We start from the raw sequence: 14,374 nt of genomic DNA, 5'->3' as shown, positions 1-14,374 counted from the left end.
CGAATTGAGCCACGGTTCAAAAATTGTAAAATATTGACTAATATTTAAACTTTGAAAAAACTCATTTTACTTTTCACATTCGTGTCTTCTGCTATTATGGTTAAAGCCCAGATCGGCTATAACTATAAAGAATTCGGAATAGGTTTAGATTTTAGTTATTTGCGGGGCTACACCAATTTGGCCCGGCAAGATTATCATATTGGACAAAGTGTGAGTTTTGTTTATAATTACAGTCCATATATTCCAATAACTGCTGAATTACAGTTTGGTACTTTGTCCGGCGGTGGCCTCACCCCGAACCTGGATAAGTACGGCCGGATGTATACCAACCATTTTGAGGGGCTAATCCTGCACGGCGATATACAATTGGGTGAACTGATAGATTATAGCGAGAGTTATTTCAACAGCGCAATAAAAGGCTTCTATTTTGGAAGCGGTGGCGGTATTATTTTCAACAATAATACAGTACAACGTACCAACGTATATGATGGAACTAATGGTTTGCCGAACAATGGCCCCTCGACTTACGTTTTCCCGGGTAGTAATAGCAGTATAAATTTGACCATTCCCCTGCGTTTTGGTTACGAGTTCAAGATATTTAACGAATATGAGGAGCCTTTTATGTCTGTCAATATCGGTTATACACATAGCCTGGTTTTTGGCGAAGGGCTTGATGGCTATGACGACCCATCCAGTAAATTCAAAAATAACGCCACCAATCAATACAGCCAGATCGTTGTAGGGGTTAAATTTAACTTTGGTAACGTTACTTCTTACACTAAAGTCATAAGGCAACTATAATAGCTTGTGAATATCGAAGAGATACGTGAATATTGTCTCGCAAAGCCCGGGGTAACAGAAGATATGCCCTTTGGAGAAGATACCCTTGTATTCAGAGTCGGCGGAAAACTATTTCTCCTTACCAGCCTTTCACAAGGCGACCGCTTTAATGTAAAATGCGATCCGGAACGTGCGATAGAACTCCGTGAACAGCATACGGATATTCAGCCCGGTTACCACATGAATAAAAAACACTGGAATACCGTATACACCAATGGGACACTTAGCCGCCGGCAAATTTGTGATATGATTGATCATTCGTACGACCTGGTATTAAAAAGCCTTCCTAAAAATATCCGCGAACGGATTAATTGATCTAACGTCCATCCCTTAGTCGGGATTTTTTGTAATATCCCTGCTATCGGGTTTGTTAATAAGCTACCAAACTTATATTTGCCTAAACATTTCTCAATGAAACGACTCATACCGGCGATGCTGGCCTCTTTTATTTTCTTTCAGGCCAATGCCCAATTAACTCCTTTCGAAAAAAGCAGCGACAAAAACTATACGGCAACGTACGCCGAGATCATCAGTTATTATCAAAAACTGGCAAAGCTCTACCCACGCCAGATGAAGATGATCAATTACGGAAGCACCGATGTGGGTAAGCCATTAAGCCTGATCGTTTTATCGAAAAGCGGGGTGTTTGATCCGGCATTGATCAAAAAGCAAAACAAGCGGGTGTTGCTTATCAATAATGGCATACATCCCGGCGAACCGGAAGGCATCGATGCCAGTATGATGGTTGCGCGTGATATGTTAAAGAACAACAAACTACCCAATGATGTAGTGCTTTGCTTTATTGCGGTATATAACATCGATGGTTGCTTGAATCGCGGAGTGTCACGTATCAACCAAAATGGCCCGCGTGCTTATGGTTTTAGGGGGAATTATAAAAACCTCGACCTGAATCGCGATTTCATTAAAGCGGATAGCCAGAATGCATGGGCATTTGAGAAAATATTGAATACCTGGCAGCCTGAAGTCTTTCTGGATAACCATACCAGTGACGGTGCGGATTACCAGTATGTGATGACGCTCATCGAAACGCAAAAAGATAAGCAGAATCCTATACTCGCAGAATACACATCAAAAACGCTTTCGCCTGAATTATACAAACGGATGGCTAAAAGCGGTTATGAGATGACACCTTACGTAGAAGAAATGAAAGGAACGCCTGATTCAGGTATTGTAAGCTTTTTGGAAACGCCGCGCTTTGCAACCGGATATACCGCCCAGCATAATATCATCAGCTATATTACAGAAACACATATGCTGAAGCCCTTTGATAAACGTGTATATGCTACTTACGATTTTATGCAGCACCTGATCGGTATCTGTCAGCGTGATGCCAAAATAATAGGTGAAGTAAAGCATAAGGCCGATGAGCAGGTAAAAAACCAGAAGACTTTCGCACTTGACTGGGGCCTGGACGAGAGTAAATATGACACACTCAGCTTTAAAGGCTTTACTGCGGGCCACAAACCCAGCGAAGTAAGTGGACTGACGCGCTTATATTACGATCGCAGTAAGCCGTATACCAAAACCATCAAATACTTTGATAATTACAAGCCAACGGTTTCTGCTGATAAGCCCGTAGCCTATGTAATCCCCCAGGCATGGCAAAAAGTAATCGAATTGTTTAAGCTGAATAATATTGCAGTGCATCGCCTAAAGCACGATACCACATTGGATCTGCAGATGTACTACATAGCCGATTATAAAACACCTTCAAGGCCCTATGAAGGGCATTACCTGCATAATAATGTGAAGCTGAACCCGGTTGATATGAAAGTAAGGTTTTATGAAGGCGATTACATAGTGTATACCAATCAGGCATTAAACCGGTACATTGTTGAGACCCTGGAACCACAGGGCGTAGACTCATTTTTTACATGGAACTTCTTCGACCCCATTCTTGGCGAAAAGGAATATTTCTCTGATTATGTTTTTGAAGACGATGCTGCCGCTCTGTTAAAGAAGAACCCTGATCTGCAAAAAAAGCTGGACAATGAGAAGTCGAAAAATCCGCAAATGGCTAATAGTGCAGCTGCGCAATTAAATTTTGTATACCGCAATTCACCCTATTTTGAAAAGACCTATCTTAGGTACCCGATAGGCAGGCTATTAACTGACATCAAACTTGATATTCAATAATTAATGGAACAATACTTCACCGTGGCCCCTGTGGCCTGCATCATATTTGCAGTAACAATAGCGATAAGCCTTTTTGCTTTTTATAATGACAACCTGTATACCAGGCTGATTCTGCAGCCTTACAATGTTTACCGTGGTAAATATATTTATACGCTGATCACCAGTGGCTTTATCCATGCCGATTGGATGCACCTGCTCTTTAATATGATGACCTTCTACTTCTTTGCATTTCAGCTGGAGGCAACCATTGGTCACTGGCAATTCGGCCTTCTTTACGGAGTGAGTTTGATATTAAGCGACTTACCTTCGGTGGTGAAGCACAAGAATGACTTCTGGTACCGGAGCCTCGGTGCTTCAGGCGCTATCAGCGCGGTGGTATTTAGCGCAATATTGTTTAACCCGCTCGGCAAAATGATGTTGCTGTTTTTGCCGATTCCAATTCCGGCAGTTTTATTCGGTGTTTTGTATCTGATCTATTGCTCTTATGCCTCTAAACGGGGGATTGGCAATATCAATCATGATGCGCATTTTTTTGGAGCACTGAGCGGCGTTATAATCACTATTATATTGATACCACAGGTAGTACCTTATTTTTTGCACTCGGTCACCGAGGGAGTTCAATCGCTGATGCATTGATAAAATTGCCTTCGCCATCCAGTAAAAAACTCATGGGGTTTTCTGGGTCTTTAATGATTTCGAACAAAACATAACCCCATTTTTTCCAGAAGTTCTCCAGTACCTGTCCGTAAGTTTTATTTTGCCAGAAATCAAAAATTGGCCTGCTGCTTATTCCGCGCAGCGGCATGGCTTCTATAAAGGTTTCGTCGCCTGCGGGCAACACATTATATTCTGGCAAACGGTTAAAAAGGTAAGCTGAATAAAATATCCGCGCATTAAACTCTTCAAACTGGATGGGGTGAAGAGGCTGTCCTTCAATCTTTTCCAGTATCTCTTTATGATAAGCACGGTTGGCGCCATTATCCTGTAAGCAGATGATAAGTCCAAAATTCTTTATCCGCAAAGAGAATGTTAAGGTGTTGATCTCATCGCGATAACCAAAAAGATCTTCTTCGTTGTTCACCTTAAACAAAAATAGACTGAACGGTTTAAAATCTTCGAATACGATAGGCTGAGAAATGCTTTGCAGCATTAGATGCAGATTGCTGAATTTGTGAATAAGCGCCTGGGAGATATTGAATTCCTGCCCCTGCGCATGTTGTTGTCTTATACCAGCTTGCAGCTCGTTAAACAAAATGCCATACAACAGCTTGCCTGCCCATTGGAAAAGTTTGACCTCGTCCACTTCTTTCAGGGCATCAAAACCGGCATCAAACGCTGCCGCAATCTCTGTTTCCAGTGGCTCCAGGTATTGTTCATTTACCGGGGCTGCACAAGGAACCTTCATGTCTTTGTAGGTGGCGTAGCTCTCATCCAGCAGTTTAAATGGCTGATCTTCTAAATTGTAACGGCTCATCAGCCAGGCAGGAAACACCTGTATCTTCTCTTCTTCGGATGATAAAGCTTGTCCCGAAAGGAAGCAGACGCGGTTGCTGAAGTTAAATTGCTGGAAAGGGTGATAAATGTGTGCCGGCATGGCCGCAAAGATAATCAGGAAATCTTCAATGAATATTTTAGCTTTGAATTTAACATGGAGCTGACTTACCAACCTTTTGAACTCGAGCTAAAGCACCCCTTCACCATTGCTAAATTTTCCCGTACTTCTACTCCTTTAATGCTTGTGCAGATAAAGTATGAAGGATTAATTGGTTATGGCGAAGCCTCTATGGTCCCCTACTTGGGCGAGAACCACCAAAGCGCTGCTGAGTTTTTAAGCAAGGTTGATGTTTCGCAGTTCAAATACCCCTTTGATTTTGATGCTATCATTTATTATCTGGATAGCATTGCCCCAGGAAATCCGGCAGTAAAGGCAGCTGTGGATATTGCGCTGCATGATCTGGGCGGAAAGATTAAACAGCAACCTTGTTGGCGAATATTGGGCAGCGACCCCGATAAAATGCCAGTTACGAGTTTTACCGTGGGCATCGATACACCAGAAATGATCATTAAAAAGGTAAAAGAGGCGGAAGGATGCAAAGTGATCAAAGTAAAATTGGGCAGGGATAGCGATAAAGAACTCATCGAAACTATAAGATCGGTTACTGATGTGCCGCTTTACGTAGACGCCAACCAGGGTTGGGCCGACCTGCAACAAAGCCTCGATATGATTCACTGGCTGCATGAACACGGCGTAGTGCTGATAGAACAACCTATGCTAAAAACTGATCTGGAGAGTAACGCCTGGCTTACTGAACGCAGTCCTATTCCTATCATTGGTGATGAGGCTGTACAACGCCTGCCGGACGTAGAAAAAGCAATGGGCGTTTATCACGGCATCAATGTAAAACTGATGAAATCAGGCGGAATGCATGAGGCACATCAAATGATACAAAAAGCAAAAGATCTGGGTTTAAAAGTTTTGATAGGATGCATGAGTGAAACCAGTTGCGCCACATTAGCTGCAGCTGCTCTTGCTCCTCAATGCGACTGGGCCGACCTAGACGGGCCGCTGCTGACCAAAAATAATCCGTTTGTGATGCCGGAATTTAGGGATGGAAAATGGGTGCTGAATAATGAGCCGGGATTAGGTGTTAAATAGGGGTAGTCTTATTGCGCATTATAATACAAAGCGGCGGCACCCAGTATGCCACTATTTTGCAATGCCGATACCTCTACTTTTATCCGTTCAGCCGATTTGCTATAGGCAAAAGTTTTGATTTGCTCCGACATTGTTTTCTGAAAGAAATTATAGGCATGGCGCACTGATCCGCCTAAAATGATTAATTGGGGATCGTAGGCATACATTACCATTTTGATGGCATGACCGATGTGTGTGCCTAGCTCCCGGTAAAGCTCTAATGCACGTGCATCGCCTTTTTGAACGTCTTCAAAAACTTGCACACCATCCAGTTGATACACATTCTGAAAGAATGATCCGCTTGCGTAAAACTCCAGTACATTGTCCAGGTAGTTGAATAAGCCAAACTCACCAGCGCCGCAATTGTAGCCGGCATATAATTTACCATTAATGATGACACCTGCGCCAAGACCGGTCCCCAATGTCAGACCTATAACTGAATCGAAGCCTTTTCCTTTTCCGAAATGATATTCGCCTACAGCAAAGCAATTGGCATCGTTATTTACAAAAACCGGAATGTGATATCTTTCTTCCATCAATCTTTTCAAAGGTACCTGCACCCATGAAGGGATGTATTGCACGTCGTATACAGTTCCGTTGATAACATCTACTACACTCGGTACACCTATGCCTATGGCAACAATGCTATCATCTATCAAGGCATCCACCACCTGATAAATATCGTCCAGAACTTCCTCCACTGTACCATCGCTATGTATGCGCGCCGAAACAATATTTAGTAAAGTATCCCCAATAACTACGGCACCGCGGATATTTGTTGCCCCAAGATCAATGCCTATAACTCTTGTCTCCATTTATATTTTAATCTTTTTTGTCGAACACCGTTTGATTTGTAATAAGTGGTTTTGCCCAAAAACCGATACATAAAATATACCCCAACGTGAGGTATAAAAAGGACATACCTAAACGCAGTTCGGTCAGGCTGCTTATACCACCAATAATAAGTGGAATTATGGCTCCCCCAATAATGCCGGTAACCATTATACCCGCAAATGAGCCATGATGCTCGTTAACAGAATTAAGTGCGAGTGAAAAAATTATGGGGTACATAACAGAAGCAAAGAAGCCCACGGCCGGAAAGGCCATCAATGATATTTTAGAGGAACCAAAAAGGCCCGCTGATAAACAAATTAACGCAGCAATAGTGAATCCGATAAGTACTTTACGGCTGTCCATTATTTTTAACAACAACAGGCCTAAAATGCCGCCGACAAGCATCAGTCCCCAAAAATATGATAGTGCTTGTGCTCCGGTAGTTTTTGGATCGTAGGCATGATAGGTCTTTAAAAACTCCGAAATATTGTTGTTAAGACCTTGCTCGGTACCAACGTAACAGATCATAGCAATAAAGAAAGCAACAACTACCGGGCTTTTAAAAAGTGCAAAATGTGTTGCCCAGGTTCCTGCCTTTTCATCTTCCTTTAATTCAACTTTAGGAAATTTAGTTAAGCGTATGATGATAATCATCAATAAGCTTATTGCCGCGAATTGCCAATACAATGACACCCAGGGGAGATTTTCGGGCACTATCGAATGAAACAAAGTCAAAAATTTATTTTGTGCATCATTGAAATGAACAACAAAATAAGAGTAGACTAACGGGCTTAAAAATGATGCGCCTCCAAATATCAACTGCGCCAATACTGAATTAAAAGCATAATGTTCTTCGCCACCGGCAGTGCGCAATAACGGGTTAATTACAACTTGCAGCATGGCCATTCCACTGCCCACCAGGAATAACGAGACTGCCGTGGTTAATGGTGTTGGATCTAATGCCAATAACAAAGACCCCAGGAAGGAGACGATAAAACCAAAGACCATAATCTTTTTCTCCTTATATTTTTCAAGGATCATGCTGGTTGGAATAGATACCAGACCGTAAGCTATGAAAAATGCGAAGGGATAAAAAGAGGCAAAAAAGCCACTGATGTGAAAACCGTTAATAAAATCGTCGTTGAGTGCGCCAATAACATTGGTCAGGAATGATATAACAAAAAACGTGAGCATTATCAACGCCACGATGTAATAACTGCGTTTCATGAAATCTAATTTAGGCTAAGAGACAGCATGTCTAATATCAATCAAAATTTTAGGATTACCTAACTTCTTCAAAAAATTTAAAAAGCTTTTGGCTAATATTTGCGTGATGCAAATGAGGAGACCGGATGGAATAACGAATAATCTTTAGTATACTTGAGATAGCAACCTGAAATTCACATGGACTCCTTGTATGAACATCTTCACGCCGATGGTTTGATCAGTGATGAATCATTTGAAAAAATAAAGCAAAAGCAGAATCTGTTTTCTGTTCACTGGGAAATAAAAACGCTACTTTACCTTGGCGTTTTACTGCTGACAAGCGGATTGGGACTGCTCATTTATGAGAATATTGATACCATAGGCCATAAAGTTGTTTTGGCATTAATAGCATTGATCTGCACCGGGTGTTTTGCTTACTGTTTTAAAATGGCCTTACCATTTACCACCGAAAAAGTAAAATCGCCAAATACATCTTCTGATTATGTACTATTACTGGGAAGCGTAAGCTTCTTGACTTTTATTGGTTACCTGCAATATGAATACAAAGCATTCGGTACAAATTATAACATGGCCACATTGATACCCATGCTGGTATTGTTTTTTACAGCCTATTATTTCGACCATTTGGGCATACTCAATATGGCCATAGCCAACCTTGCAGTGTGGATGGGCGTTTCGGTTACACCCAAAGCATTGTTATTAAACAGTGGTTTTGACAGTAAAACCATTATCTATACCTACCTGGTTTTAGGCGCTATATTGTTGACCGGCGCTTATCTTACCCAGCGTCTAAACTTTAAAAGGCATTTTAAGTTTAGCTATCAGCATTATGGGGTGCATGTAACATTCATATCCTTACTCGCAGGGTATTTCTTTTACTATAATTCTGCGTTCGCTCTATTATGGATGCTGGCATTATTCGCTATTGCCTTTTTGATCTATCTCGACGCGTTTAAGAGTCACTCATTTTATTTTTTGCTCTTAGTGGTGCTATATGGTTATGTCGCCATTAGCAGCCTGGTAGTGCGTATGCTATTGTTAGCACAGGATGAAGGCGCACTTTATTTACTAATGCTCTATTTTATTGGATCGGCTATTGGCCTTATATTCTTATTAATTAACCTTAATAAAAGATTGAAAGCATCATGATTGCTTATAATAAGATATGGTTAACCAGCCTGCGCTTGCAGAACGATGTAAAGGAAAATCAGAACAGGGGTTATATTACTGCTGAGGAGTTTAAAAATATTAAAGATAAATATCCAGTTGGCTTTTATACTCCCGGACTATTTGCCCGTATCGGATTATTTATTCTGACGATAATTGTAGTGACCTTTGCCGATGGGATATTAAGCTTACTATTTGCTTCAGCTTCTAATCTTTTTGACACAGCTGGTTGGGTATTTTTCCTTTCGATACTAAGTTATACTGCCCTGGAAGTAATTGTAAGTTCAAAACACCATTATCGTTCAGGGGTGGACGATGCATTGCTATTTATTTCTGCGTTGCTATCAGGCGTGGCTTCTGCCATGCTTTTTTCCCACTATAATGTTGTTTACTACATGCCTGTTTCGGCGACCATTTTTATTTTGAGCTTGTACTTCACTATCCGTTTTGCTGATATGCTGATGGCTGCTTTGTGTGGTGCTGCGTTATTTGCGTTTATATATTTTGGGTGGACAAAGCTGGTACCATTTGGGATTGCCACCATACCGTTTGTGATAATGCTGGTGTCGGCTGGTTTATATTGGGGCTCTTATAATCTTAATAGACAAAAGCAGTTTGCTGGCTATTACAATTGTATACTCATTGCTCAAATAATCTTTTTGCTCGGGCTATATACAGCAGGCAATTATTATGTGGTGCAAACGCTTGGCGATAATATAAGCGATCAGGCTGGAAAGCCCATACCACTCGGCACATTTTTCTGGTTATGGACAATGCTTATTCCATTAGTTTACCTGGGATGGGGTATTTTTAAAAAAAATACGGTTTTGTTGCGAATGGGCCTGGTATTGATCGCAGCAGCTATTGCAACCTTCCGTTATTACTATCATGTGCTGCCATTGGATATGGTACTCACAATGGGCGGCGCTTTAATTTTAGGAATTGCTTATACGGCAATGAGATACTTGAAAACGCCTAAACATGGTTTTACTTATGCCGAACCTGATACCGGGCATATGATGGATCATTTGAAAGTGGAGTCGCTGATTGTTGCTGAGACATTTGCAAAGGTACCGTCGCCACCGGCCGAGGAAAGGAGCAGGTTTGGCGGAGGTGACTTTGGCGGAGGCGGATCAAGCAGTAGTTATTAAATTACCTGGTCCGCGTTGTCACTGGTTAACCTTATTTCAGTTTATCTATTATTTCATAACGATCTACTGAGCGGTCATACTTTGGCCACTCGTTAAATGCATCGTAGTAAACATATTTTTTGTCCTGATCAATACCAGGGATAACCTTGCCAATTACCTTTTTTATATTGTTGTTTTCTTTTTGCAAACCCTTTACATCTTTTAATTTAATTGTCGACATATAACTCACTACCGGGTACACGCCATCCGGAGTTCTTTGCGTCGATACTGCGAATATTCTTGGATGAGTAGGCACCTGGGCGAGCGTAAAGGGGTACACATATTTTTTATTCATCACATTAACCACCTGCAGCTCAAGATCATGAATCTTACTTTCGTCCGGGTATTTCCACCCATAGCAAGGTACTACGCATGTCTGTGCTAATTGCAAACAGTTTAGTGCATCCACCAGGTAATTTTTTGCATATAAATCCTTAGCGTAATCCAATAGCTCCGGTGCTGTTTTGCCGTTAAAAGTATATGGATTTACTTCCAGCTGGATTATCTTCCATCCGTAATCAAATTTGCAGTAGATTGCAGAAATAAGGTACCTGTTCGGTATATTTTTCGGAACAAAAAATGCGATATACATCTCACGGGTATCGGCAGTGTATTTAAAAGAATAGTTGTTTATACCCTCGTCGCCCGACTTTAATTCTTTATCCCCCTTTTCCCTATTTACGATATAATACTCATCTAATAAAGTATAGTTGCCATCCTTTAAGTGATTGCTGCATAATTCAATTAACCTCAATCTGCCTGAATTTTGTATAAGGTCTTTTGACATCAAACCATCCATCTTTAGGCGGTCATTTGTTTTAAGCCCATCCATTACCTGTTCATTTAATTTGTGAAAGTCTTCCCTTACGCCCGATTCTATTTTATCGTTTTTCCAGATACCGGGTTCATGTGGTTTGCAACTAGTCAGTGCGGCAGCAATAAATAATAGGCTAAAGAATTTAACTAATAGGGAGCGAGGATTCATATAATAAGTGATAAATTAAGGTTGATTCAATAATGCGATTATAACATTTTGGTTGTGTTATTGCAAACGTGACCGACCGATACTTAAGTTTCCCTGTTAATCCGTCATATTTCCTTTGCCATTTTTCTGAGATTGAATAGGCACTTTGCCATATTTTGGAATGTTCTGTTGACGAGTAAAGCCCTGTCAACTAATTAATTAAGTGAAAAATGCAATTTTTTTAGCTGCATTTTTTATTAAAAAAGGAAGGTTTTTTTAAAATGTGGATAAAAAATGCCGCCTATGCTATAAGTGTTTAATTTACAATTATTTGCGATGTTAATTTCTGTGGCTTTTATTATCATTTTATAGAAATATAAGACTCTTCAAAGGAAAAAAAAGACACTGCTATACAATAATATCAAAAATACCGCGTCTAAGGGGTCTAATTAATTTAACTATTATGAAATTACAAAACAGACAGCTCCGTAAGGGGATTGCCATGGCTATGGCCGCGCTTAGCGCAACGCTATTAATCACATCTTGTACCAAGGATGCACAAGTTACCCCACAAACTTCCGAAACAACTTCTGCTACAAGTACTGCTCCAACAAACTTTGCCAGTAAATCGCTGGCTGTGGCTTATGCCACTTCTTCGGCGGTAAGCTACAGCGGTAAGAGTAATTTTACCATCAGTGGCTTATCTATTACGGGTGGCACGTACTGTATTTACCTCAACAACTGTAGCAATGTAACTATAACAAATTGTCGCTTGGCCAATGCTGCCAAGTACGAGGTTTATATTACTGGAAATTGCAGGAATATTTACATGAACAATTGTTTCGTTACAGGCGGTGTATCAGGTGTTCATGTTGAGAATTCATCTGGTGTCAGAATTAATACCAACCAGTTCCTGAACATCAATGGACCTTTCCCTGGCGGCAACTTTGTTCAATTTGTGAATGTGAATGGTGGAGGTAATCAAATTAACTACAATCGCTGTGAGGATGTTGCTGGCATTGGTAAACCGGAAGATGGTTTGAGTGTATACAAGTCAAATGGATTACAAGGCGATTCAATCCAGGTGATCGGTAACTGGATAAAAGGTGGCCAGTATTATAATACGAGCGGTGGTGCTGCGGCTATCGTTTTAGGCGATGTAGGCGGATCATACCAGGTGGCCAGGAATAATTATGTTGTCAATGGTGGCTTTGTAGGCATGCAGGTACAAGGTGGCAGCCACATCAAAATGGATCACAACACTATTTATGGGGCAGTTACTCCATACTCAAACTGCGGCTTGTGTTATGGCAATTATTCCGGCACAACCAGTACTGACATAAATATCAGCTATAATAAAGTGAAATATTTTAAAACGAACGGACAGGAAATGGACATGTGGGTTGATCCGAAAGCGGGTTACACTCCGATAGGGTGGAGTACTAATATTGGTAAAGCCAATATCTCTGCTGCCATCCTCCCAACCTCAATTATAACATTAAACTAAATTTAAATTCTCTTCAGAGAAGCGGGATCAGCCTGCTTCTCTGATTTCTTAACAACTTAAGAACCTAAAAATTACTATTGGTACTTGGGGAATAAAGCGAAATTCTATTTTGCCGTCTTCTTAAATGTGATAGAATTATAATTTGCAGTTAAATTTTTTTACAAAATATCTGACAAAATATATTTCTCTTGAGGTTTACGCTCCAACAAATGAAACTAAATTAAGTTTTGAAAAATAAAATATACTTAAAAGAATAATTCGGCAAAACTTTTTAACATTATGTGGAAAGTTAATTTGTGATGTGATTGACAATAAAAAACATGCGTATAAAAAACATAAATTGCTTATAAACAGACGTTTATAAAATAGAAATTAACGGGCGGTTGGTATTTTTTTGAGCTATTATACCGTTTGTGTGAAATTTTTTTTCATTTAGTGTACAATAATTTATTTGATTTGGCGTCTAAGCTTCAAATTAATTTAACTATTATGAAAAGACACTACAAAGCGGGCCTGGTTGTAATAATAGGATTATTTACAACATCATTAATCTCGTCATGCAGCAAAGATGCACAGGTTGAACCAACCACTGCAGCTGCGTCAACAGAAGTTCCAACTAATTCGATGAGTGGTTCTTTTACCAGTCATTCGTTGGCAACCACTTACACCTCTCACGCTCCTGTTTCTTATTACAGTAAAAGTAACATTACTATTAGCGGTCTCAGTATTAATGGCGGCACCAATGGTATTGCGCTTTACAACTGTAATAATGTTCATATCACTAATTGTAAAATCTATAATACCTCCAGTTTTGGTATTATGCTCAACAACTGTACCAACATTACAGTTGACTATTGTTATGTAACTAATGCCAAATCAGGTGTCCATGTTTATAAAGGATCGACCATAAAAGTGAACAATAACCAGTTCTATAATATGAACGGTCCATTCCCGGATGGCTGTTTTGTTCAATTTGCCGGTGTGAACGGAGGCGGTAGTCAGATCAATTATAATAAATGCCAGGATGATGCATGGCATGGCCACCCGCAGGATGGTATAAGTCTGTATCAGTCCAACGGTAAACTGGGTGATTCTATCCAGGTGATTGGAAACCAAATCAAAGGCGGTCAGGTTCAGTTTGATTCTGGTGGTGCTGCGGGTATTGTGTTGGGCGATGTAGGGGGCTCCTACCAGGTGGCCCGGTACAATAAAGTAGTTAACTCCGGCTATGTAGGCATGCAGGTTGTTGGTGGCAATAACATTAAAATGGACCACAATACCATCTACAGTTCAAGCACTCCTGTTTCCAACACCGGAATTAATGTGGGAAATTATTCGGGGCAGTCCAGCTGGAACATTAATGTTTCAAATAACTGGGTCAAATGGATTCAGAGCTCGGGAAAAGAATGGGATCTGTGGATTGACCATGTCGCCACTCCGGCTGGGTGGAGTACCAATGTTCAAAAGGCAAATATCGGCTCGACCGTTATTGCATCACCTTTGATTACGATGAACTAATTTAAATATTAGTAAAATATTGTATAATTTCTTGCAAAATAAGAGGCCAATAACACTTTATTGGCCTCTTATTTTTAATACCCACTCCTTTGATTTAATTGCCTTTCAATATGAAGCCCTTGGTTGTTATTCTATTGGCTGTCCGGAACACTATTAAAACTTTAAATAATAGATTTAATGATCTGTTAGTTAGTAGTTTGTTAATACATTATTCTATGTCATTTTTTGCTAAATCATACACGAAGCCGGTTAAAAACTCTTAATTAAGCGGCAAA

13 protein-coding genes are annotated in these 14,374 nt (G+C 40.4%); 9 read left to right on the top strand and 4 right to left on the bottom strand.

The annotated features are described in order from the left end of the window. The first annotated feature begins 51 nt into the window (after positions 1-51). The 4 genes from Q3A68_RS06375 to Q3A68_RS06360 all read left to right on the top strand — a co-directional run bounded on the left by Q3A68_RS06375 (position 52) and on the right by Q3A68_RS06360 (position 3,633). Entirely contained in the window at positions 52-801 is a 750-nt protein-coding gene (locus Q3A68_RS06375; RefSeq protein WP_302900223.1) for a hypothetical protein, read from the top strand. Between the two features lie 6 nt (positions 802-807). Further along, positions 808-1,155: an MmcQ/YjbR family DNA-binding protein gene (locus Q3A68_RS06370; protein ID WP_302900222.1), complete on the top strand. Its 348-nt coding sequence runs from the start codon at positions 808-810 to the stop codon at positions 1,153-1,155. A gap of 96 nt (positions 1,156-1,251) precedes the next feature. Then, positions 1,252-2,997, top strand: a complete 1,746-nt coding sequence (locus tag Q3A68_RS06365) for a M14 family zinc carboxypeptidase (RefSeq protein ID WP_302900221.1) — start codon at positions 1,252-1,254, stop codon at positions 2,995-2,997. A gap of 3 nt (positions 2,998-3,000) precedes the next feature. Continuing rightward, positions 3,001-3,633, top strand: a complete 633-nt coding sequence (locus Q3A68_RS06360) for a rhomboid family intramembrane serine protease (RefSeq protein WP_302900220.1) — start codon at positions 3,001-3,003, stop codon at positions 3,631-3,633. Here Q3A68_RS06360 and Q3A68_RS06355 read toward each other — a convergent pair. Next, a complete protein-coding gene (locus Q3A68_RS06355; protein ID WP_302900219.1) occupies positions 3,602-4,591 on the bottom strand; it encodes a hypothetical protein in 990 nt (329 codons plus the stop codon). The genes Q3A68_RS06360 and Q3A68_RS06355 overlap by 32 nt on opposite strands. Positions 4,592-4,645: 54 nt before the next feature. On the opposite strand from Q3A68_RS06355, the gene Q3A68_RS06350 reads away from it, so the two are divergent. Then, a complete protein-coding gene (locus tag Q3A68_RS06350; RefSeq protein ID WP_302900218.1) occupies positions 4,646-5,653 on the top strand; it encodes a dipeptide epimerase in 1,008 nt (335 codons plus the stop codon). Between the two features lie 8 nt (positions 5,654-5,661). Here the strand turns inward: Q3A68_RS06350 and Q3A68_RS06345 are convergent, their stop codons facing one another. Together Q3A68_RS06345 and Q3A68_RS06340 are read right to left on the bottom strand one after the other, a co-directional pair. After that, on the bottom strand, positions 5,662-6,507 hold the full coding sequence (locus Q3A68_RS06345; protein WP_302900217.1) for an ROK family protein: 846 nt from the start codon (positions 6,505-6,507) through the stop codon (positions 5,662-5,664). A 7-nt stretch (positions 6,508-6,514) separates the two neighbouring features. After that, positions 6,515-7,753, bottom strand: a complete 1,239-nt coding sequence (locus Q3A68_RS06340; protein WP_302900216.1) for an MFS transporter — start codon at positions 7,751-7,753, stop codon at positions 6,515-6,517. 177 nt (positions 7,754-7,930) lie between these two features. Here Q3A68_RS06340 and Q3A68_RS06335 point away from each other — a divergent pair, with 177 nt between their 5' ends. Both Q3A68_RS06335 and Q3A68_RS06330 read left to right on the top strand, forming a co-directional pair. Further along, positions 7,931-8,902: a DUF2157 domain-containing protein gene (locus Q3A68_RS06335; RefSeq protein WP_302900215.1), complete on the top strand. Its 972-nt coding sequence runs from the start codon at positions 7,931-7,933 to the stop codon at positions 8,900-8,902. Further along, positions 8,899-10,071 (top strand): hypothetical protein, encoded by a 1,173-nt coding sequence (locus Q3A68_RS06330; protein WP_302900214.1) that lies wholly within the window; start codon positions 8,899-8,901, stop codon positions 10,069-10,071. The genes Q3A68_RS06335 and Q3A68_RS06330 overlap by 4 nt, the downstream gene beginning before the upstream one ends. 31 nt (positions 10,072-10,102) lie before the next feature. Here Q3A68_RS06330 and Q3A68_RS06325 read toward each other — a convergent pair whose 3' ends face one another. Beyond that, on the bottom strand, positions 10,103-11,095 hold the full coding sequence (locus Q3A68_RS06325; protein WP_302900213.1) for a hypothetical protein: 993 nt from the start codon (positions 11,093-11,095) through the stop codon (positions 10,103-10,105). 442 nt (positions 11,096-11,537) lie between these two features. On the opposite strand from Q3A68_RS06325, the gene Q3A68_RS06320 reads away from it, so the two are divergent. Together Q3A68_RS06320 and Q3A68_RS06315 are read left to right on the top strand one after the other, a co-directional pair. After that, positions 11,538-12,581, top strand: coding sequence for a right-handed parallel beta-helix repeat-containing protein (locus Q3A68_RS06320; protein WP_302900212.1), 1,044 nt, complete (start codon positions 11,538-11,540; stop codon positions 12,579-12,581). 489 nt (positions 12,582-13,070) lie between these two features. Continuing rightward, a complete protein-coding gene (locus Q3A68_RS06315) occupies positions 13,071-14,099 on the top strand; it encodes a right-handed parallel beta-helix repeat-containing protein (protein ID WP_302900211.1) in 1,029 nt (342 codons plus the stop codon). Positions 14,100-14,374 lie beyond the last annotated feature (275 nt).

It is taken from the genome of Mucilaginibacter tolerans, assembly GCF_030519375.1.
Lineage (GTDB): Bacteria > Bacteroidota > Bacteroidia > Sphingobacteriales > Sphingobacteriaceae > Mucilaginibacter.
This window is presented reverse-complemented; position numbering and strand designations above follow the sequence as displayed.